21 protein-coding genes and 1 tRNA gene are annotated in these 22,181 nt (G+C 48.3%); 5 read left to right on the forward strand and 17 right to left on the reverse strand.

The window, feature by feature from the left end; translation table 11 throughout:
- Positions 1 to 2 precede the first annotated feature (2 nt).
- A complete protein-coding gene (locus BM030_RS15475) occupies positions 3 to 821 on the forward strand; it encodes an alpha/beta hydrolase (protein WP_317615118.1) in 819 nt (272 codons plus the stop codon).
- A gap of 215 nt (positions 822 to 1,036) precedes the next feature.
- On the opposite strand, the gene BM030_RS15480 is transcribed toward BM030_RS15475, so the two are convergent.
- The 9 genes from BM030_RS15480 to BM030_RS15525 form a co-directional block, all read right to left on the reverse strand.
- On the reverse strand, positions 1,037 to 1,318 hold the full coding sequence (locus tag BM030_RS15480; RefSeq protein WP_090974513.1) for a hypothetical protein: 282 nt from the start codon (positions 1,316 to 1,318) through the stop codon (positions 1,037 to 1,039).
- Positions 1,319 to 1,372: 54 nt separating this feature from the next.
- Positions 1,373 to 1,651, reverse strand: a complete 279-nt coding sequence (locus tag BM030_RS20485; RefSeq protein ID WP_397236077.1) for a DUF6922 domain-containing protein — start codon at positions 1,649 to 1,651, stop codon at positions 1,373 to 1,375.
- 174 nt (positions 1,652 to 1,825) lie between these two features.
- The gene (locus BM030_RS19685; RefSeq protein WP_139215913.1) at positions 1,826 to 2,266 is read right to left on the reverse strand and encodes a hypothetical protein; all 441 of its coding nucleotides are present in this window, start codon (positions 2,264 to 2,266) and stop codon (positions 1,826 to 1,828) included.
- Complete coding sequence (locus BM030_RS20490) at positions 2,251 to 2,673, reverse strand: type VI secretion system amidase effector protein Tae4 (RefSeq protein WP_090974515.1); 423 nt, start codon at positions 2,671 to 2,673, stop codon at positions 2,251 to 2,253. The genes BM030_RS19685 and BM030_RS20490 overlap by 16 nt, the downstream gene beginning before the upstream one ends.
- Before the next feature lie 818 nt (positions 2,674 to 3,491).
- Positions 3,492 to 4,136, reverse strand: a complete 645-nt coding sequence (locus tag BM030_RS15505) for a hypothetical protein (protein WP_139215914.1) — start codon at positions 4,134 to 4,136, stop codon at positions 3,492 to 3,494.
- Positions 4,133 to 5,242: a C1 family peptidase gene (locus BM030_RS15510; RefSeq protein WP_139215915.1), complete on the reverse strand. Its 1,110-nt coding sequence runs from the start codon at positions 5,240 to 5,242 to the stop codon at positions 4,133 to 4,135. The genes BM030_RS15505 and BM030_RS15510 overlap by 4 nt, the downstream gene beginning before the upstream one ends.
- Positions 5,193 to 6,050, reverse strand: coding sequence for a hypothetical protein (locus tag BM030_RS15515; protein ID WP_139215916.1), 858 nt, complete (start codon positions 6,048 to 6,050; stop codon positions 5,193 to 5,195). The genes BM030_RS15510 and BM030_RS15515 overlap by 50 nt, the downstream gene beginning before the upstream one ends.
- 541 nt (positions 6,051 to 6,591) lie before the next feature.
- The gene (locus BM030_RS15520; protein ID WP_090974520.1) at positions 6,592 to 8,628 is read right to left on the reverse strand and encodes an ATP-binding protein; all 2,037 of its coding nucleotides are present in this window, start codon (positions 8,626 to 8,628) and stop codon (positions 6,592 to 6,594) included.
- On the reverse strand, positions 8,629 to 9,330 hold the full coding sequence (locus BM030_RS15525; protein WP_090974551.1) for a LytR/AlgR family response regulator transcription factor: 702 nt from the start codon (positions 9,328 to 9,330) through the stop codon (positions 8,629 to 8,631).
- Positions 9,331 to 9,494: 164 nt separating this feature from the next.
- Between BM030_RS15525 and BM030_RS15530 the strand changes: the two genes are divergently transcribed.
- The 3 genes from BM030_RS15530 (at position 9,495) to BM030_RS15540 (ending at position 11,871) form a co-directional block, all read left to right on the forward strand.
- Positions 9,495 to 10,181, forward strand: a complete 687-nt coding sequence (locus BM030_RS15530) for a hypothetical protein (RefSeq protein WP_090974521.1) — start codon at positions 9,495 to 9,497, stop codon at positions 10,179 to 10,181.
- A 23-nt stretch (positions 10,182 to 10,204) separates the two neighbouring features.
- Positions 10,205 to 10,900, forward strand: coding sequence for a hypothetical protein (locus BM030_RS15535; protein ID WP_090974522.1), 696 nt, complete (start codon positions 10,205 to 10,207; stop codon positions 10,898 to 10,900).
- Positions 10,901 to 10,974: 74 nt separating this feature from the next.
- Positions 10,975 to 11,871, forward strand: a complete 897-nt coding sequence (locus BM030_RS15540; RefSeq protein ID WP_090974523.1) for an NHL repeat-containing protein — start codon at positions 10,975 to 10,977, stop codon at positions 11,869 to 11,871.
- Here BM030_RS15540 and BM030_RS20495 read toward each other — a convergent pair.
- The 5 genes from BM030_RS20495 to BM030_RS15570 form a co-directional block, all read right to left on the reverse strand.
- Positions 11,868 to 12,344 (reverse strand): AAA family ATPase, encoded by a 477-nt coding sequence (locus tag BM030_RS20495; RefSeq protein WP_397236081.1) that lies wholly within the window; start codon positions 12,342 to 12,344, stop codon positions 11,868 to 11,870. The genes BM030_RS15540 and BM030_RS20495 overlap by 4 nt on opposite strands.
- 690 nt (positions 12,345 to 13,034) lie before the next feature.
- Positions 13,035 to 13,122, reverse strand: a tRNA-Ser gene (locus tag BM030_RS15555).
- Between the two features lie 60 nt (positions 13,123 to 13,182).
- Positions 13,183 to 14,478 (reverse strand): alpha/beta fold hydrolase, encoded by a 1,296-nt coding sequence (locus BM030_RS15560; protein WP_090974526.1) that lies wholly within the window; start codon positions 14,476 to 14,478, stop codon positions 13,183 to 13,185.
- A gap of 81 nt (positions 14,479 to 14,559) precedes the next feature.
- Positions 14,560 to 15,837 carry a TonB family protein gene (locus tag BM030_RS15565; RefSeq protein WP_090974527.1) on the reverse strand — a complete coding sequence of 426 codons (1,278 nt, stop codon included), beginning with the start codon at positions 15,835 to 15,837 and terminating at the stop codon, positions 14,560 to 14,562.
- Complete coding sequence (locus BM030_RS15570) at positions 15,824 to 16,405, reverse strand: RNA polymerase sigma factor (RefSeq protein ID WP_090974528.1); 582 nt, start codon at positions 16,403 to 16,405, stop codon at positions 15,824 to 15,826. Before BM030_RS15570 ends, BM030_RS15565 begins: the two co-directional genes overlap by 14 nt.
- A 120-nt stretch (positions 16,406 to 16,525) precedes the next feature.
- On the opposite strand from BM030_RS15570, the gene BM030_RS15575 reads away from it, so the two are divergent.
- Entirely contained in the window at positions 16,526 to 18,424 is a 1,899-nt protein-coding gene (locus BM030_RS15575; protein ID WP_090974552.1) for a vWA domain-containing protein, read from the forward strand.
- Between the two features lie 10 nt (positions 18,425 to 18,434).
- On the opposite strand, the gene BM030_RS15580 is transcribed toward BM030_RS15575, so the two are convergent.
- The 3 genes from BM030_RS15580 to BM030_RS15590 are packed head-to-tail and all read right to left on the reverse strand — an operon-like array spanning position 18,435 to position 22,163.
- The gene (locus BM030_RS15580; RefSeq protein ID WP_090974529.1) at positions 18,435 to 20,411 is read right to left on the reverse strand and encodes a heavy metal translocating P-type ATPase; all 1,977 of its coding nucleotides are present in this window, start codon (positions 20,409 to 20,411) and stop codon (positions 18,435 to 18,437) included.
- Between the two features lie 43 nt (positions 20,412 to 20,454).
- A complete protein-coding gene (locus BM030_RS15585) occupies positions 20,455 to 21,192 on the reverse strand; it encodes a LamB/YcsF family protein (RefSeq protein ID WP_090974530.1) in 738 nt (245 codons plus the stop codon).
- Positions 21,189 to 22,163 (reverse strand): 5-oxoprolinase subunit C family protein, encoded by a 975-nt coding sequence (locus BM030_RS15590; RefSeq protein ID WP_244518987.1) that lies wholly within the window; start codon positions 22,161 to 22,163, stop codon positions 21,189 to 21,191. The genes BM030_RS15585 and BM030_RS15590 overlap by 4 nt, the downstream gene beginning before the upstream one ends.
- Positions 22,164 to 22,181 lie beyond the last annotated feature (18 nt).

The raw sequence follows: 22,181 nt of genomic DNA on the forward strand, positions 1-22,181 counted from the left end.
ATATGGAAATGAAAGTTGGTTTACTATTAAGCATCTGGATAATAGCGGTAAGCAGCTTGCAAGCTGCGGAAGTCGACACTGTCAAGGTATACAGCACGGCTATGGACAAGGAAATCAAGGCTGTGGTTATTACGCCCGATGATTATGCTGTACGGGATTCGCTGCCGGTGGTGTATCTGTTGCACGGGTATAGCGGCAGCTACGCGGATTGGGTAAATAAAGCACCGGTAATCAAGGTATTGGCTGATCGCTATGGCTTCATGATTGTTTGCCCTGATGGCGGGTATGGCAGCTGGTATTGGGATAGCCCGGTGGACGAGTCATTCAAGTATGAAACGTTTATCGCAAAAGAGTTGGTCGACTGGATTGACGGTCGTTACAAAACTATTGCCGGCCGCAAGGGAAGGGCTATTTCTGGTTTAAGCATGGGAGGACACGGTGCACTGTATATTGCTTTTAGGCATCAGGACACTTTCGGGGCCGCTGGTAGTACAGCGGGTGGAGTAGATATCCGGCCGTTTCCACTTAACTGGGACATGGCCAAACGCTTGGGAAGTTATGCAGAACATCCCGAGCATTGGGAGCAATATACGGTTATCAATATGATGCACCTGCTTACACCCGGCAAATTGTCGCTGATTATCGACTGCGGCACCGGTGATTTTTTTTACCGGGTAAACGAGCAGTTGCACCAGAAACTTCTCGATCGGAATATTCCGCACACATACATCACCGGACCCGGAGCGCATAACTGGGCGTACTGGCAGCAGTCCATCCCATACCAGTTACTCTATTTTTTTGATTTTTTCGGCCAGAAATAAAAACGCATGTCGATATGGCTGTTTTTTAATTTACTGTTTTTCAGCTTATTGCTTTTGATGATTAAAAACAAATGACTTTTTTGAATAAATAATTGCAGCTATTTGTAAAAATTCTATAACTTTAACGCGCAAACCAAATTATAAACTTAAAAGGGGTCCTGGTTGATTTCAATCAGGACCTTTTGTTTTTGACGGCGTGAAAGACTTCCCGTCGATTAAAGCTGCTGTTGCTGCCTGAGCTGATCAACATTGTTATTGGCTTTGAATTCTTCTGTCGTTTCAGCAAACGCCTCCAGAAGTTCGGTTATTGCATCCGAGTTGTCCGCCGTCCGTTGATAGATGTTGGGCAGCACACTTTCCAGCCGGCTGTCGCCCAGTTCGATATTGTCCACTTCCACTTTTCCAATTTTCTCGAGCACCGCCTGTTGGCTCCGTTTCAAATCCTCCAGTTCCCTGACAATCTTTTCCATTAATTCAAATTTCTTCAACTTATCCATAATATCTCCGCATTTGTCTTACTTAAAAAACATGTTTTTAAGCAAAAGGTTTTTTTATGGTGTATTATGGACGTCTGGTCTTAGGCTCTTCCAACGCTTGTTTATTTTTTCAACACCATAATAACGAGTAATCTCTTTTTTATCATTTTCATTTCCACGTTCAAATACACGTTGGATAACCGCCCGGCATTGTCGTTGCCAATCGATCCGGTTGATGTCGGTATCCCAGAAAAGTGATTTACTTAGGATAGATAAATCCGGTGTTGGTTTTGCTTCCTGGATAAAGCACCTCAGTTGCCGAAAGATTATCTTCGTTATCCTCTGCTTGCCCAGAAAGTGCCTATTCGCGGAGTTTAATACTGTCGATAACGATAATCCGGCGGCTCTTGTTTTTCATGTCCTGATATACGGAAGTGTATATATATTAACACTTGTTTCTGCTAACGATTGCACCGGTTATGGAGTCCTATATGTGATGCACTGAGCCGTCCCGAGAACAACTATAATCTACCGCTTTTTATAAAAATCATCCAGCTGTTTTTTGCCCTTTTCATATTCAGCTTCGGCAATGGAATCCAATGCCTTGCTGTGATAGATGCCAAAAAAATAATTGGAAATGGGTTGTCCATCCACAGGCATTAAGTATGGGGTCGCGATCAAATCATACGCATATGCTTTTCCTAAGCTGTCAGCTAACTTATTTACATCAGTATTGCCAATAATATCAAAATTTATGGAAACGGAAACATCTTTCATAGCTGTATCAGGCTGAGCATAAAATACTCTTAAGCCACACATAAATACAGCCTGCTTAAAACTCGCTTTCCAATCTGCTTTTCTCCGTTGTTCCGTCTTGTGAGCTGCACATGCACTACAAAAAAGCATGAGAAATATAACTATCGCTTTTGTTTGTCCAATATTTACCACCATATTCAGTTCAATTCCCATAAATGAATGAATGCCACTCCCTGTTGTCGGCCATTTATTGGAGGCCTTGCTCCAATACCAAAATAACACCCAGCATTACAGGTTTCACCATTCCAGATATCAGCATGTCCCGATGCGAAATCCCGAGGATAATTCGGGACCATAATGTAAATGCCTTTTTTACCCGACAGCAAAGTTGGAAAATTCTTCCCGTTCTCTCCTCCCTGAGCGCCCGTGAATTTTGTGGGTTCGCCAAAAGTTTTTATCATCCAAGCATTAAGATTAGCCGCTCCCAAAAAATAATTCTTTCCATCTGCTCCTTTTGCCGTTTGCCCTATTATGGTCGGTATTGTTATTCCGGAATAATTCAAGGCCCTTGAAACCCTAAGTGCACAGGCATTTTGGTAATCATTGTTTGTGTCATTCAGATGTAGACTATAAACCGTGCCCGGTCTTTTGAAGCTATCTTACCGGGTTGTTTGGTGGTAGCCAAAACTTTTTCGAAATGCTGCCTGGCTTTCACCAAAGAAAGATTTCAATCTGCGTCTACCTACAAATCCGAAAGCTGGTCGCGTTTTGCACAACTGTTTATTACAAGTAATGCCAAAATAATCATGAGCGGGGTTCTCTTGCTCTTCATATTTTCAGGTTTAACTAATACTTTATCTTAAAAGTCTGTCAGCTTTTATTGTCATTTAAAGAAACCTAAAGCAGAAAAGTGGGTGACAAAAAAATAAAAAATTACTACAGTTGTTAACGCAGAGATCCGGCCACAACTTAACATACGGCCCGGTAAGCACTATGAGCAGCATCCACATAACGACAGCAATTAGGCTGTATTGAAGCAGTGAGGACACCATCGAAAAATCCCCATGAGGCGCAGAGCATGTACGGAGCATGCCGTTATCAGCATCAGAGAGACGAACAGCGCGGACGACAAAATAGTAGGCATTTGCCTCCCATACCGCCGCAAATACCAGTTTGAACCCAGCGCATAAATAGATAAATTCCAAAGGTTCCTGCTTACCAGAACAGGATACCAGCATACCATTGCGGTAGCAATGCTCAGTTGGAAAAAACGGAAGAGTAATAATTTTTCAACTATTTTCATACCTGAGGCCTGAATTATTTTGGAAATGCCAACATATACCTTACTTTAACGACCGTATCAAAGGGCCGACAACCTCTGGTATGCTGCAATAACTACAATAGCTGAAATTGGTATGGGGAAGGGCAAACGCCATGATCATTCGTTAAACAAATCCTTCCGAACATCAATTATTATCTTTATACTATCGATACGGTAAATATGGCCCGGGCTTTGGGTATAATATAAAACGATCGGCGCCCCATACTGCCTTTTTACTCGTTCTTCAAAATACTGCTGTGCTTTGTTATTCGTTAAACCCAACTTCATATGAAAAATATCGTTTTTTGCCTCAACCGTATAAAGTAATACACTGTCTATTCCCTTGTCATGCCTTTCCTCGCGGAAACCTACGTAAAAGCCAGATTCTTCTTTATGTTCCTGCTTTTCGACGTCGCTCACCTGCAAGCTGTGTTCATGGATGCTGATACTATTGTCGAACAACACCTTATTACGGTCGCGCCATAGCTTAATACTGTCGGCGACAACTAATGTATCTCGATGACTGATATAAATCCTCACCTTCGTGTTAGGGTAAGACATTATATGATTACTGAAATATTTCAACGCCTTATAATTGGTAATATCAAGCTGAATCCCCTCCAAGTTGGAAGATCCCTGAGCTTTGTAATCAATACCCGCCATTGACGAGGAAAGGTATACAGCATCAATATAAGACCTCTGCTCGCAGTACGGTTCTGCACAAGATGAAGATAACGCTAGGAGAAAAAGGATTCTTTTCACAACTTCAATTTACTTTTCCTGACCATGGTCATAATATAATCGTATTGAACTGTGACAATACCGAAGTTCCCCGTTGTATATGATGGATCAGACTTAATTTTGTTTTGCATCACCCCTGTAACTGGGTTATAGAATAGTTTGTTACTACTATGTGCCCCTCTAAAAGTGTCAGAAAATGCGTTGTCAAAATATCTCAAATAATTTACTCCATTTTCGTTACCCATACCAACAATAACAATAAAGTGATCCGTGGTATTGTCTGTGCTAGCGTTTGAGGTCCCCGACTTGTAATCCACGCCTACAATCACTGGAATACCATTACTTAACGCGTATTTAATATAGCTTATTGCTTTTTTTAATTCAAACGCATTTGCTACTCCATTTTGATAGGTTTGAAAGGTTTGAGGTAAACCAAAACCATCAGTATCATAGTAATTTGAAATCGTGTATCCTAACTTCGCAAGCTGTTCTTTTGAAAAATCCATACAACTTAAGCCATGCACTGCAACATCTTCCGCTCGCCAACCGATGAAATCTTGAGACAAAATCACCGAAGGAATATTTTCCCACGGAGACTGCAAATCTACTATTTCCTGATATGTATTAGTATCATAATTACCGCCAGCATTATTATTGGGATCGATATTTGGAGGCTCATTATAGTCAGTTCTTGCAGTCAAAAAATCGGGCACATCAAGTCCCGAGAATTCCGAAATCTTTTGAACCACCCAAGCTGCAAACGCAACTAAATTTTCATTGTCTTCCGCTTGGCGCACAAAATCAATGAGCTGTTGGCTCTGGGCCTCCGATAATGATAAGTCAACATCGTAGCCGTACGATACGAAGATACTGTTCAGGATTTCCGATGCAGATAAATTTTCCACTGCATCTTCTTCCCCATCGATAGGTCCAGGAACAATTTCAACCGGAATGTCCAACTCCGAACACGGTAGAATATAATCCATCCCAGGAGGCGGTGGTACGGTAGGAACAGTATAGTTTGGATCTGGGTTACAATCCAAAGGTGTATAGTCATTTGGCCCGCTACCGCCGTTATTACCTCCCCCCCCCAGGCGGGCCTTCGCTCCCATTATCCTCTCCGCCATCAATCGGGCCTTCTGGCGGTGTTTCCACGCATGTTTCAATTGTTACGGACACTGTTCTTGATCTCTTGGGCCCGATTCCGCCTTGTTGCTCACATGTACAAATAGAACGTTGCTCCCAGGTATGATCGGCGCAACTGCACACATGACCCGGATATCTAATCCAGAAAGTGATGATTTGGCATTGTGCATCATCTCCCCAATCACCGGGTGGCTCATCGGAAGTTATAGAAGCCTGTTTTGCTACCTTCGGCCTCTTGCTGTCATTCAATACCTTACCATCTTCATAACGGAATATCCGTTGTGCTTTACCATCCCAATTCATTACGATAATATCTCCATCATATTTCCTCGAAGTTTTCGCTTCAAACCACTTATTTGACGGTTTCAGTTGTACCCACTCCGTGATGATGTTATCGGCTGTGTCCTTGTACATCATCATGTAATTTAAAAAGCCGAATTTGACCATTTTGTCATCAGAAATCTGCACATACGTACCCTGTCTGTGGAGTGGGGTAAGTACTGCTTGATGGCCCGAACTCAGCTCACGGTATTGAAACGCATCCCACATAGGTTGTTTATCGTGGTTATGTTCACGATTTTCATCGTGCTGATGTGCCCTGGGGGCTTTTGAAGCTATCTTACCGGGTTGTTTGGTGGCAGCCAAAACTTTTTCGAAATGCTGCCTGGCTTCCACCAAAGAAAGATTTCGATCTGCGTCTACCTGCAAATCTGAAAGCTGGTCGCGTTTTGCACAACTGTTTATTACAAGTAATGCCAAAATAATCATGAGCCAGGTCTTGCTCTTCACATTTTCAGGTTTAACTAATACTTTATCTTAAAAAAAGTCTGTCAGCTTTATCTGTAATTTAAAGAAACCTAAAGCAGAAAAGTGGGTGACAAAAAAATGAAAAATTACTGCAGTTGTTTTAATCCTTCGGATCGGTATTGGCTGATGGTTTTATCTTTACTCAACACGTTAGGTCATGGATAGTCGCTTGCCGGATAAGCATCTGGTCAAAGGGATCCCGGCGCCATTCGGCATTCAAAAGGTGGTGAACCGCCTCAGGGGTAGGTCTTTTTTGATAAAAGAGAAAAAACGGCCTTAAAGGCCGATAGAACAGTTAAATGTAAACAACTCCGACTTTAGTCGGATAATAGTGATAAAAAACGAAAAAAGCCGTCTCGGTATTTTTGAGACGGCCTCTTGATACTAAACGATTCCTTTGTTGCGGGCTGACAGGGATTACTATCGAACACTTAATACCATTTTTGACGTTTTTGGATGCTATTAAGTAACCATAAATAGAGTAAAGTCTGTCTAAAGGGAGTGCGAACACTGCTCTTTATCGCTATGAGAAACTCAGCGTAATCAGCGTACCCTTGTTTTGCCCGGTATCTAAAACAATACAGCACTGTATGGCATCGGCGAGGTCCCGGATAATGTGAAGGCCCAGTCCGGATTTGGTGCCTATTGCCGCTTCTTTGTTGTACAGGGCGTCTGCCTGTTCGCGTAAAATGCCCGGGCCGTTATCGGTAATGCTTAGCTGTACTTTATTGTCCTGTCTCACGGCCTTCCATTCCAATTGCGGATCGGGCGTGTTTTTGAGGGCTTTCAGCGCGTTTACCGTCAGGTTGTATAGAATTGTTTTCAGATAATCCTCATCGGTATGGACGGAAACAGCTTCGGGATTGCTATAGGATACGACTATGGCCGGATCAGTGGGAATGTTGTTGCGCAGGTATTCAAAAAGTGAGCTTACCTGCACCATTTTCTTTTGCGGGGTGAAACGCTCCATCTGGCTCTTGCTCCATAACAGGACGGTCTCCATGGTTTCCAATACATTTTCCGCTGAGTCGGTCAATTTTTGCTGATACAGTTCAGTACTACTGTCATCAAGCAAATCAGGAGCATTTTTTTGTAGGTGGAGAAAATGGATAAGGTTGGCTACTGGGCCGCGGAGATCATGGCTTAAGATGCCGAAAAACCTTGTTTTTACCTTATTGGCTTCATCCAGTTTATTATTAAGGGCAAGCAGCGCCGCATTGGTCCTCCGGCGTTGCACATTTTGATAAAGCAATAATCCCCCGATGACAAACAGCAGCGCTGCTCCGCCGATCAGGGCAAGCCGGGTACGCCGGGCATTGCTGAGTTGCAGTTCGTTTATCGCCAACTGCTTGTCCCGCAGGTCTATTTCGCGTTGGCTCTCCATGGCCGCTATCCGGTTTTTATTTTCTTGGGAAAACAGGGAATCACTGATCTGATGGCTGCTATTTAAAATTTCAATGGCCTCTTTATAGCGGCCTTGCTCTTCCAGTACCCTGTAGTATGCCCGGTAAAATTGCATTAACTGCTCCCTGTTCCCGGACTCCTTGGCAAGCGATATACCCTGTTTCAGGTCGCTATCGGCAGCCTTCAGCAACTCGGCCTTCGACATCGTAAAACGTGGCGGCATTTTATTTCTCAGGCTGTCATTTTGATAAAGGTTGATGTAAATGGTTCCTCTATTGCCAATGTTGCTGATGGTATAAATGGTGGTCAAGTTGCTCCTTTCCCAAATCTCCTGAGATTTTTCAATATAAGCTAACTGTACAGCCGGTTCATTGTTATAGCATTCCACCAATTGGGTGTATATTTTTGCTTTTCCAAAATCATTGCCTATGGTATCCAAATATTGGATTGCCTCAAGGAATGGCTTTTTTGCTTGCTCGGCATCTTTCTCCAAAAGATGGCTGACGCCTATTATTTCGAGCGAATTGGCCAATTCGGTGTAATTTTTTTCCTTCCTGAAAATGGAAGCCGCATTGCCTGCATACACTCTTGCCTTTTCAAAATTATGCTGCTGGACAAAGATCGCCGAAACAAGGTAAGCCCCTTTGGCCTGTAAGCTGGGGTGGTTGTTCTTTTCAGCAAGATCCATCCCTTTCATAAAAAAGTCGAATGCCTCTGTGTACCGGTTTTCATGCTGATGGATATTCCCAAGGTTATACAGCATGCTTATTTCCCCTTCAGCATCACCCAGTTCTACGAACAGGTCATAGGCTTTGCCAAAATGGGATAGGGCCTCCTGTCGTTGCCCCGACTCCATTAACACATTTCCAAGGTATTGTTCGGATGTGGCGATCCCGATAGGCCAATCGGCCTGTTCCGCTTGCGAGACCGCGGCTATGGCATATTCTTTTGCTTTTATTAAATCAATCCCGGCATAGATACGGGTGATCTGGTTGAGTAGGTCTACCCGGATTGTATCATTTTCTTCATGGTTTAACCGCAACAGCAATGAATCCAACTGCCCTTGAGCCTGATTTTGCCAGGCATGTACCAAGGCTTCCGTACCCGAAAGTATCAACAGAAGGAACAACGATATGAAGTTTTTGACACCCATCATTTACGCGATTAGATTCCGGACGGTTTCTTTATAGCTACGCCCGATGGGAACGGCTACGCCGTCAATAAGCAATTCCGAAGGAGTCATTTTGTCTATGAAATGCGGCTGTACGGCATAGCTACGGTGTACCCGCAGAAAGCCTTCGAAGGAAGGGGTCTTTAACAGGTTGCCTAGTGAAGCCAGCACATGGTACCGTTTAGCTTTGGTAACCACTGTGGTGTAGTCTTTCAGCGCCTCCAAGTATAGAATATCACTGCTGCGGACTTTTACCTGCTGATGTCCGTCTTTGATAAAAATCGTATCGCCATGCAGGCTGTGGTCCAGAAGTTCCGATTTCTTACGCATGTGAAGGTACTCTTCCAGACGCTGCATCGAGACGGCAAACCGTTCCGCCGCTAACGGCTTTACCAGAAAATCCAACGCCGCGAGCTCAAAGCTCTCCACGGCATAGTCCGGATAGGATGTAATAAAAATACAGGCCTCCGTATCGATGAGCTCCCTGCGAAGCTGCAAACCGCTGATCTCTCCCATATCGATATCCAGCAGCAATACCTGCGGCCGGGTGGCTTCTATTTCCTTTAGGGCCACTGCGGGAGAATCGTACACACCAACGATATCAAGGAACGTGTACCTCCTCGCAAAGGCCTGCACAGTAAGCCGGTCTATCTCGTCATCGTCTATTATAATACAGCGATAAGCCATGAAAAACAGCAGTTTAAGTAAGTCAAAAGTAAGCATAATTCATATCGCTTGCAAACCCTTCCTTCGTCTATTAAAACTGTCGTTCGTCTATTGGGGTTTGCGCAGGTTCCGCATTCTGAAAACCTTTGTAGCAGATTTATTTTGTCACAAAAAACCCGTTTGTTATGAAAGCAAAACTTATATCACTCAGCCTGCTTGCCTTTGTTATGTTCTGCACGGCAGCATTTACTTCTTGCAGCAAAGACGATGACATACACCCCGAAGACACCTTTGACATCCACAACCCTGAAGGGTATTTTCTGTATGTAAAACAATCGAATCCTGACGGCTCCTACCCCGGCTTTATGGTGATGAAATTCATGCCCGGACAGATTTTGAGAATAAGTGGGGTGTCAGGCGATATAGATGCTCCATATACGGTCATCAATGGAAATGCCATGGATATTCAGTACGGCGAAGGCGCCCGAATAGTTTTTGAAGGTGAATCGATATGGAGTACGTTCGAATTATTTACAGAATTTGTTTTGATTAAAGAGCCGGAAAGCAACCAACTGGCGGGCAAATCATTCTCGGGCACTTATTATAAAGGCGATAAGTCCATCCTGCACCAAAATTTCTTCTACAGCTTTGCCGCTGACGGGAACACGGTAGATGCGGGTTTCAACCCGGAAACCGCTGAACGCACCGAAAACTACACGCCTGTCGGAAATATTGCCGCAAGAGCTGTACTCGACAATGGCGATACAGAGTTTATGGTACTGGTGAACGGGCAATTGAAAGTAAACTATAAAGTATACTCTCCTGATGTTCCCACTTGGCCGGATTATCATGGCGCATTTACGCAGCAATAGGAAATAATTTAAAATTCATATACATGAAAGCAAAACTTATATCAATCAGTCTGCTTGCCCTGCTTATGCTCGGTACGGCAGCACTTACGTCCTGCAGCAAAGATAATGAAGAGGCAGCCGAACCTATGCCCGCTGATTTTGGCATTGCCGACTACATGATTGTTGGTGAAACCTTTTGGGGAATGAACCAGTCGGGCACTCCCCCTTATATCATGACCTTTGATGTGGGCGGCAAAACCACCATCTATACGCTAAGCGGTCAATCGGAAACGACCTATACCGTTGAAGGAAACCGGGTAACACTTGCTGATCTGGGATACTTTGAAATTGACGCGGATACGGAATCCGTGGACGACTGGCTGCTGGTCGGCGCGTTAAGCCAGGGCAGACTTTTACGAAAGAGCGAGGGGAATCCCCTGAATGGAAAAACCTTTGCAGGGCAACTGATGGAATGGAACATTAACGGAGCGGATGAGCGGATCAATTATAACAATTATCGGCTCGTCATTGATAACGCTGAGGTGAACGAGCTATACAGCTACAGTGTTGGCCCCTATGTCATTCCGGTAAACCAGACGTGGAGCTATACACCGGTCGGAAACTCCGGTGGCCAAGGTCAGGACGGAGATCTCAGTTTTTTGTTTTATCTGGATACGGATGGTCGTCTCGTTTTCTGGCGTCACCGATTGGGAGGGTACAATTACTATTCACCTCAATAACGTAACGATCATAAACATTAACAAAAACACGTCAGCATCATTCATGCTGTACATTACAAAAAAAGGACACCATCATGAATACGTCTATTATACGATTGATCATCCCGGCTATGGTTTTCATGCTTTGCGCTACGGGTTGTAAAAAAGACCCGGCAAATAATGGCGAGCGGTGCCAAATTCCCCGCCTGTCGGTAATCAACGCTGTTGCGTTTGAAAATCCCTGTGCCATTGCCGTTTCCAACGACGGGAAGATCGCCATCACCACATACAATGGCTTTGAAAACGGATACGGTTCTGCCGGGACAACCCGGGTATGGAGAAGCTACGAGGCCTGGAGTAAGGGGGATGTTCCCCCAATTCTGCCTTCTTTTCAAAACATTGCGGCAGAAGCCGCTGTGTTTGACAATGCCGGAAACCTGTATATCGCCGAGACCGAACAGGTGGCGGGGATCGCAGTCTACCTGAATCAAAATGAAAACTTCCTGTACAGCCACACAATTCACGGGAATTTCAACAATCCCAGAGGGATGGTTTTTGATAAGGGCACATTATGGATCGCCGACGATGGAAACAAGCGTGTGGTATCGGTACGCAACCCGCAAAGTCCAAACTACCAGGTTTCCGATGCCTTTTCCACGAATGGGAGTGTAAAAGCGGTAACCGCAGATAATGCCCATTTCTATTACGTACAATATGACGAGAACAGGGTTGTAAAACGAAACAAGTCGGACGGAGGTGAAACGTATATCCAGGTTGCCAGTCCCGTGGACATCTCCCTGCACGACGGGAATCTGTATGTCACTTCCCCGTCCACACACCATTTGACGGTAATTTCGAGCGAGCGGTTTTCAAACGAATGCATGGGAACCTTTGAAAACTTCGATGCCTCCTATGCGTCAGCTTATTATCAGGGTGTGGGGCTCCTCTTGGTATCTCACGATGAAGACGAAATCAAAACACTAGCGTTTTAGTACCTGTAACAGGCAAAAGAAGTCGGTTCGACAGATTGGGCCTGATAGCATTCAATCATGGAAAAGAAGTTAATAACCCTGTTGATAAGATTAATAGAAACACTATCATCGTTAAAGTATTTCTTTATCCTTTCATCATTTGACATTTTATGACTCGGATATTTATAGAACAAGTATGCTTCTAAAAATTTACGCATATTGTTTCCGAAATTATATTGGTATTCGTGGGAAATAGCCGACATTTCTGATATAGAGCAGTTGTAAATCTGGCTGAATAAATAGTTAAACTCCGTTATGTAATTTTTAAGATAGTCTGGAGCTAATTTCAAAAACGTATGTTCCTTGTTTTTTCTATCAATAATAAAATTCTTAATATCAGCTTTATCTCTACCCTCAGGTTGTGGTTTGTATTTGACCACGTGGATGATGGTACAGGAGAAGATGAAACGCCCCGAAAAAACAAGGACGGTCATAGATGATGAAATCCCATTGCGTGGGGTATTGAAATGCCATTGCGGAAACCCATTGTCGGGCGCACCGTCAAGGGGCAAATCGGGCAAGTATTTCTATTATTACAAATGCAGGCACTCCAAGCACAACAATATAAGTGCAATAAAAGCCCATAACCAATTTTTGGAAGCCTGCGAACTGATGAGCTTGCCGAGTACAAGGGTAAGGAAGATTAGGACAGTAACGAAAAGCTCGCTCGATTTGGAAATGGAGAGCAACCGTAAAAAGGTCATCGAAAAGAGAACCCAATTGCAGGAAGTCGAGGAAAAACTGTTCTCGGTCGAGGAGAAATGGATAAAGAACGAAATCAATAAAGATACCTATGACCGTTGGTATTCGATATACAACAACGAGATACTGAACCTCAAAGGGGCAATCGAACGATTGAGCAATGACCAAAGCAAGGCGTTCAGCATATTGGAAGACAACCTGAACCTATTGACCGATATGCGCCACGTATATATGGTGTCCGATACTCTGCAAAAAAGAGAATTTGTGAACAGGGTGTTCGACAGCAATCTGTACTATGAGAACGGCATTTATCGAACACCTACCATGCTCGGTTTATTGTCGCATAACCATTTGAAAATGAAAGAAAAAGGATTGCTGATTTACGAAAAAAAAGAGGATCTTCTTGATGAAGACCCTCTCAGCGGAGAGGGAGGGATTCGAACCCTCGATACGGTCATCCCGTATACACACTTTCCAGGCGTGCTCATTCGACCACTCTGACACCTCTCCGATAGGGGATGCAAAAGTAAGCGTTTATCTCGAGGATTTCAACGGTATTTGCAAATTTGATCAATCTTCTGCCAAAAACTTCAGCACCATTTCGTTAAATGCTTTAGGGCTATTCACGGGAAAATAATGGTCTTCTCCGGTAGCGATATAGAGCGTACTGTTAGGTATATGATGGGCGATATCACGGGTATGGCCTTCCTTAATGATGTCATTTTCGCCGGCCATCACCAATACCGGGCATCGGATGGCCCGTAGGTCTTCGTATATCCTATTAGGCTCAGTTTGCAGGAGGGTCATCAGGCGTGCGGCATGTTGCGAGGCCGCGCTGGTGTCAGCCGCAAGGGCTTTCCTGCGCTTTTCAACCTCTTTAAGGATGCTTGGGTCCACCACGCTTTCATTGATGTGTATATTGGCTCCCATGGTTACCAACCTGTTAACCTTGGCAGGATACCGCATGGCTAGGATGAGTCCGGTATTGCCACCATCGCTCCATCCCACTACGTTGATACTATCTAAGCCCAATGTATCCAATAAGTCCTTGATGTCGTCTGCGAAAAGCTCATACGTGTAACGCTCGTCATTGGAGGTCGACTTGCCCTGTCCCCGGGTGTCTACAGCAATTACGCGGTAGTGTTTCGCCAATTCCGGAATCTGTAGGGAGAACGCCATGATGGACTGGGAGTTGCCGTGAAGCAGCAATAGGGGAGCTCCCTGCCCGTAACTCTCATAATACAGGTTGACGCCGTTGACCGACACCGTATGGCCCGCGTTGTCGTTGTTGCCGTAGGCCACGGGCTTTATGAATCCCGAACCGTCGACTAATGCAGACCGTTTGCCATGATAGGGATCTTCGGAGGTAGCGCTCAATGTGAACCCCTCATGTTGCCGCAAGAACCCCCAATGTTGGCTTACGCTATCGCCCTCGAATCCGCCGGATGGAATGAGTACTTTTTCTAGTTCCCCCGCATCGCTTTCAACAAAAAGTTGAAAGTCGTCAAAGTAAAAGCGTCCCTGCCGGCTGTACAGCCCGCCGAACGCGAGATATTCGGCGTCGTGGTCAATTTTTCCTTCGATGGCATACACCTGCCAATGGCTGGATCGGATCGGTTTGTCCATCATGTTGTCAAAAAAGCCGACACGTTGGTTCTTTTTATCAACCCGCGCCCAGATTTCGGCTTCAGCGGTGGAGTCGATAAGTTCTACTTTCACCGCGGCTTGCAAGCGGAAGTTTTTGCCCTGGTGCGCTTCAACGGGAATACGTTGGATGAAAGCCCCCCAATCGTCAGCCGGTTGGGCAAAAGACAAAACGGGGACTAAGCATAGCCAGATAAGGGGCACACGGATATGGTATATCATGATCACAAAGATAAAGCGCCGCTGTGGGCAAAAGGATTTTTTAACATTCCTTAACGCGTGGCAAGCGGGGGTAGCGTCACGTCAGAAAGTAATTGGCAGTTCCACGACGGTACGCGAGCCGTCTTTTCCCGGCTTCCACTTTGGCCCTTCGCGCACCAGTTGGATAGCCTGCCCATTGAGTGCGTCGTTAGTCGTACGGACAACGCGGATGTTCGTAGGCATGCCGTTGTCGCCTACCGTGAAGGTCAGTACCACGGTGCCTTTGAGGCCCTCCGTTTGCCGGGCTTCCCGCTTGAGGTAACGGCGGTATGCACGCCATCCTTTTGACGGCATGGGCCGATACGCTGCTTGCCGCTTGTCGCCGCCGCGGCCAATCACCACCTCACTAAGTTCGGCAAGGTCGGGTTCCAAGATAATACTGATACTGTCAGTACCCGTGACTTCCATCCGTTTCGGTTTATAGCCCGCCATGGTCGTCGTTGATAATAGTGACAAGTCTGTTATGACGAAACTTCCGCTGGAATCGGTCACCACTATGCTATCGTTTGCCAATCGGAGGGCGACACCCGCCATTGGGATTTCGGTTTGCGGATCGACAACCTTCCCCGTGATGGTCTGTAACCGTTGGCTCGTTTCGCCTATACCTCGTATACGTATCCCGGCCCTGCGGCCGTTCAGCGGCAAGCCCCGTTCGGCACTGTGACTCCCTGTGCTAACGGCATCAACGTTGGTTACGGCTCCGGTTAAGTCAGCGGTATTCTGCTGGGAAAAGCCGACCACGACAGTTTCATCGAGCGTATCTTTCTTATCTTCAGCAGGATCATGCAACATGGCCAGGCGTTCCTCTTGCTGCCCAGCCGGGCTGGGTTTATTCGGTGCGGCATGAGCCTTCCTGTCTGGTACAACGGCTGTTTGTTGCGGTGCTTTCGCGTTGGTTTCCGGCGTAGCCTGGAGCCCTCTTTCGGGGGCCTTCCCATCGGCAAGCGGTTCGGCAGGCCGCACTACGGGTGCGGTCTGGCGGTTGGCCAGCGTAGGCTCGTTGCCACCGCCGGCGCCCGGTTGCATCAGCCAAAGGATGCTTATGGCGGCTGCTAATAGTATGGTCGCGGCCACGGCACGGACTTTCCAATAGCGTAAGCGCTGTAGGGGGCGCTGTTGCAGGCGCAATTCAAGCCGTTTGCGGATATCCTGCAGGTCAGCTTTATGCATAGACGGATCGCCTTGTTCCATGCCCAGCATGATGTCCATCAGCATGGGATCATCCTGTGCATGGCGTTCCAGCGCATACATCTCGGCAGACGTAAGTTCGCCCGCAAAATACTTGCGGATCAGATCCATATCGGGGTTACGCTTTTTCATGCTTGGCCTCCATGCATATCTTCAGGTTCCTTTTGCCATTTTGAATGTAACTTTTTACCTCGTTCAAACTGTATCCCGTTATTTCGGCAACTTCCTTATAGCACTTTTCGTTCAGAAAAAAGAGATCAATGCTCCGCTTCTGTTTTTCCGGCAGCTTCTCAAGGCACCGCTCAAGGGCATTGAGTTGCTGTTCCTTTTCTTCCGCACCATTACCCGGATGCACGGCAGCTGGAAAATCCACAAATTCGTTGATGGAAACTTCCCGTGCCCGGTTAGCCGCGCGCAGCTGCATCAAGCAGTGGTTGCGGGTGAGTACATACAGCCAGCTACCGAAGTTGCGGATTTCCTGTTTGTTGACCTTGGTGACGAGTTCCTCGAATACCTGCATGACGGCGTCCTTGCTGCGTTCGTTGTCTTGCAGGTAACGCAGGCACACATAGTATACCATTTCGGCATGTGCGCCGAACAATTCGGCCAATACGTCCAATTCTCCGGTCTGCCGGTAACGTGCCAACAGCTGTTCGTCGCTGCTGCCGGTAGCTGCTGGGGATTTGCTGAACCATTTCATCTAAGGGGCGTTGGTTACCGTACTGTCGTCCGGTCATTTTTGCCGTTGTTAAAATAGTTTTTTTTTCTGGTTTATGGAAATCCGGAAGTCGCTGCATCCTTGGCCAAAAAAATCGAAGCCATGAAAACTTATTGTTATGCAATGGTACTGATGCTATGCCTGGTAGGGTATAGGAACGGTACACCGCACCCAATCACGGGCACAGTTTATGACAGCGGCGCGGGAAAGCCGCTCGCCGGCGTACAGGTTCTTGTAGAGGGGACACAGACAACTGCGCGCACCGATGGTAATGGTCGTTATTCCATAGCGGCAGACCGCGGGCATTACCTCCGGTTTGCGTTTGTTGGCTATGAGACGCAGCGTGTAAAGGTCGGTGAGCAGGATACGCTGGATGTGCAGCTTGTTCGGGAGTCGGTTTCGTTGGAAGAACTGGTTGAGGTTGGCTACGGCAGCCAGCGCAAGCCCAACCTGGTGGGCGGCGTTGCTTTGGTCGATGAAGGTACGTTAGCCGGACGCGCTTCTGGCGTACGCATCCGGGGCGTCCATCCGGGGTATGTCGGTGGGCGGATGAACACCGAATCGTACAGAGGGCTTCCGGAAAACCGCTTTTTTAACCCGGTGGATGAGCCTTTGTCTACCTTTGCCATTGATGTGGATGCAGCATCTTATAGCAATGTGCGGCGCTTCATCAACAACGGCCAGTTGCCACCAACGGACGCTGTACGCATTGAGGAACTGATTAATTATTTTCAATACGATCTCAAGGGGCCCTCCAATGGCGAACCCGTGGCCATCCATACTGAACTGGCGGTTGCCCCGTGGAACCCCAAGCATCGGCTGCTGCGTATAGCACTCAAGGCCAGATCCGTTCCCACCGACCGGCTTCCGCCTGCCAACTTGGTGTTTTTGCTGGACGTTTCGGGCTCGATGGCGGGCGTCAATCGGCTGCCGTTGGCCAAGGCCGCCATGAAAATGCTGGTTGATCAACTGCGCGACAACGACCGCGTGGCCATCGTGACCTATGCCGGCACAGCGGGTGTGGCGATGGAAAGCACCCCTGGCAGCCAGAAAGCCACGATAAAAGATGTCATTGACGGCCTGCAAGCTTGGGGGTCAACCGCTGGAGGTGCCGGCTTGAAACTGGCCTACCGAATTGCCCGTCAGCATTTCATCCCCAACGGCAATAACCGAATCGTTTTGGCCTCGGATGGCGATTTCAATGTAGGGCCGTCAACAGACGACGATATGGAAAGCCTGATTGCAAAAGAGCGGCAGAGCGGCGTAAGCTTATCCGTATTGGGGTTTGGCATGGGAAACCTTAAAGACAGCAAGATGGAGCTGTTGGCAAACAAGGGGCATGGCAACTATGCCTATATCGATAACATCACGGAAGCCCGCAAGGCGATGGTGTCCGAATTCGGCGGAACGCTGTTTACGGTTGCCAAGGACGTGAAAGTACAAGTTGAGTTCAATCCAGATAAGGTGCAGGCTTATCGGCTGTTAGGTTATGAAAATCGCTTACTGGAGAAGGAAGATTTCAATAACGACCAGAAGCTGGGCGGCGATATGGGCGTGGGGCATACAGTTACGGCGCTATATGAGGTTGTCCCCGCCGGTATAAAGAGCAGTTTCCCCGGCGATGTGGATCCGTTGAAATACCAGTCACAGCGAAAATCTGCAGTTGCCGGTTCGTCCGGGTCATCCGATCTGGCTACTGTAAAGTTCCGCTATAAAGACCCGCACGGCGCGCAAAGCCGTAAGCAGGAGGTTGCCGTAGCCGATGGCAGGCAAGACCTGTCGAACGCCAGCGCAGATTTCCGGTTTGCGAGTGCTGTGGCTGAGCTCGGCATGCTGCTGCGCAATTCCGAATACAAGCAGCAGGCAGATTACGACAGCCTTATCGCCCGGGCAAAGGGGGCCAAAGGAAAGGATGACGAAGGCTACCGTGCGGAATTTATCCGGTTGGCGGAAAGTGCCAAGCTGCTGGCGCAACACGGTGGGACCTCCGGCACCTATTGACAGTTCGGCGTCAGAACGCCATGCGCTGTATGCGGATGGCATTGAGAATGGCCAGCAGGGCAACGCCAACATCGGCAAATACGGCTTCCCACATGCTGGCCATTCCCCCTGCGCCGAGAAGGAGCACGATGGCTTTGACGCCGAAGGCCAGGGCGATGTTCTGCCAGACGATACGGCGGGTTGCCCGGCCGATGCGGATGGCTGCGGGGATTCTGCTGGGCCTGTCGTCCTGGATAACCACATCGGCGGTCTCGATGGCCGCGTCACTGCCAAGGCCGCCCATCGCAATGCCAGCATCGCTTATGGCAATCGCCGGGGCATCATTTATCCCGTCGCCAACAAAAGCAATACGTTCATTGGTTGTTTTAATCTCATTGATTTTGTTTATTTTATCTTCCGGGAGCAAGTCGCCGTAGGCCACATGGATACCCAACGTTGCAGCCACCGATTGCACGACGGTCGACTTATCGCCGCTCAATAGGACTGGTTTGATGCCCATGGCCTTCAATTGACGCACCGCAGTTGCGGCATCTGGTTTGATTTCGTCAGCGATGGTAAAATATCCTGCGAAGCGCCCCCCATACGCGATCGCGATAACGGTATGGCCGATGCCGGCGGGATCCGCGTCATAGGGAATATGGAACTTATCCAATAGGCGAAAGTTGCCGACGAGCAGACGCTCGCCATTCGCCACGGCCTTCATGCCGAGTCCCGGTAGTTCCTCTACCTGCTCCACCTGTAATGGATGGACTTCGTTGCCCATGTATTCATGGATGGCCGTGGCCACCGGATGCGTACTGTGGTATTCCAGTGCATCTACCCATCGCAGTAGCGTTGGTGTGTCAACTCCCTCACGTATCACCACGTCCTGTACTTTAAATACACCTTTGGTGAGTGTACCGGTTTTATCCATCACCACGTGGCTCACATTGGCCAGGGTATCGAGGAAATTACCGCCCTTGAAGAGGATACCGTGGCGGCTCGCTGCGCCGATGCCTCCGAAGTAACCCAGGGGAATGGAAATCACCAATGCGCAGGGACAGGAAATAACCAGGAAAACAAGTGCACGGTAAAGCCATTCGCTGAACTGGTAATCCGTAACGATGAAATATGGCAGGACCGTAATCAATAACGCCAACAGCACAACGAAGGGAGTGTACACCTTGGCAAATTTGCGGATGAAGCGTTCCGTTGGAGCTTTTTGGGCCGAGGCGTGTTGTACCAGTTCGATGATCCGGCTAAGTTTGCTGTCGCTATAGGTTGCGGTAACGTTTACCAGCGTTACCGTGTTCAGGTTGATCATACCGGCAAGGACTGTATCGCCCTTGATTTTGGAGTCCGGCTGGCTCTCGCCCGTAAGCGCGGCGGTGTTAAATGAAGCGCTCTCGGAAATAAGCTCGCCGTCCAAGGCCAGCCGGTCGCCCGGTTTAAGTCGGACCGTCTGCCCGATGCGGACCTTTTCAGCCTTGATGGTATGTAGCTTGTCGCCTTCCATAACAGTCACCACATCGGGGCGTTGGTCCAGCAACGACCTGATGTTTCCCTTTGCCCTGCGGACGGCCAAACCCTGCAGATTTTCACCTACGGTATAGAACAGCATCACGGCCACCCCTTCGGGATATTCACCGATGGAAAAGGCACCCAGGGTAGCAATTGTCATCAGCGTGAATTCCGAAAAATAGTCCTTTTGGGTGAAAGCCCGCAACATCTGCAGGATAACCGGTCCTCCGACCGGCAGATACGCAGCGCCGTACCATACCAAGCGCACCCAGTTATCAAAGAATCGGGTCTGTATCACCCATTCGCCATCGAAGGCAAGGCCCGTAAGCAGTAAAACGAGGCTAACGGCAGCCGGCAGAAATATCCGCAGGATGCCCGGCTCCCCGCCATGGCCGGGCGTATGCGGCTGACCTCCGGTCGCGGATGCACAGCAGTCTGCCGCATCGGGCCGGGCGGGCGGTATGGTGTCCGATTCAATAGTGTTCATGACACAAAGATAACTCCCAATCCTATGAAATCAAGCGCGTTATTCACAGCGGCCTGCTGTCAAGGGAACCCGGAGCTTTGATGCGAATACCTGCTCGGTTAAGTGCATCCCGCACGGCGCCGATGAGTGGTAGGGCGTGTATCCCATCACTGTGCAGGCATAGGGTGTCCAGTTTGTCGGCCAGCAAGAGCGCTTGTCCGGTGGCTTCCCGCATGTCTTCAATGACCGCACCGGCCACGTTCCTTGGGGTAAGTGTTCCGTCCGGCTCATAAGCCCTATCAATAAAGCCTTCCGTAGCCACACGAAGCCCTTTCTCTCGCGCGACTTTGACCATCTCGCTGCCATCAAGTGCATAAATGAATAGGCAGGGATCGAAGTCGTATACGGCTGTAACCAATGCTTCAGCCAACTCACGGTTTCGCGCTGCCATGTTATACAAGGCCCCATGCGCCTTGACATGATGCAGGCTGCCGCCGGCGGCCTTGGTGAAACTATATAGTGCACCGATTTGATAAAGCGTAATTTGGTAAACCTCGTCGGCGGAGACAGGAAGTTCCCGTCTTCCGAATCCCTCGCGGTCCGGCAGCCCGGGATGCGCGCCGATGGCCACCCTATGCCGGATGGCGGACCGGACAGTCAGTTCCATGCGCTGGGGGTCGCCCGCATGAAAACCACATGCAATATTGACAGACGACACCTGTGCTATTAACGCTTCCTCTGCCGTATTCGGTTCATTTCCCGGCGTTTCTCCTATATCACAATTCAGATCAATGGTTTTCATGAAAAAACGGCGGTTAGTTTAGTTGTTATGGCTACGGCCAACCTAGTTAATAACCGTTCTTGCTGAAGGTATAGCTTCTCGGCTTCCATTCTGCTGATTTCGCGGAAATAAACGCTGTCTCCGGGTTTAAGTTGGCCGCAAAGCGGCATATCCACCGCCGCCACCTGGGCAATGCGCGGATATCCGCCCGTAGTCTGGCTGTCGGCCATCAGCAGGATTAAGCGGCCATCGCCGGTTACCTGTATGGTGCCCGGCATTACAGCAGTAGACAACAGTTCACGTGCAAACAGCCGGCCTATCGGGGCACCATTGAGATGATAACCCATGCGATTGCAGGTGGGACTCACTGTATAGGGCGATGAAAGGAAATCCACCACCGATTTACCCTCAAACCATGTAAATTCGCGGGCGGGTATGACCCGTATCAGCCGGCGGTCGGAGGGCAGTAAGCGCCATCGGGCAATTCCCCATGAGCTATAACTGGAGGTTGCCGTCCGCAACCGGTGGCACAATTGCCGGGCGATGCCAGACAATGTACTGCCGGCATGCAGCACATCTCCCGCTTGCAGGGCCCTGCCCTGAAAGCCACCGAAAGCTGCCGGCATATAGGTACTGCGGCTCCCCAGCACCTCCGGCACGTCCCATCCGCCGGCTATTGCCAGGTAAGTACGGCAGCCGGCCGGGTTGTTCACCAAGGTAATATACGAACCGGCGGCAAGGTATATCGGTCGGTCAGAAGGCAATCTTTCCGAATCGACGAAGAGTGTAGCCCCGTCGCCCGAATAAGCGATTAGGATATCTGTTTCCGTCCGTAACCGTGCATCGCCGTATGTAAATTCGATAACCGCGGCATCCGGTTCATTGCCTACCGCAAGGTTGGCGATACGAGCCGATAGTACATCCATGACGCCCGAACGGGGAACGCCCTGCGACAAGTGTTCCCAGCGCCCCATGTCTTGTATGGTGCTCATCAAACCGGGTCTTTCAAT

This window comes from Parapedobacter composti, assembly GCF_900112315.1.
Classification (GTDB): domain Bacteria; phylum Bacteroidota; class Bacteroidia; order Sphingobacteriales; family Sphingobacteriaceae; genus Parapedobacter; species Parapedobacter composti.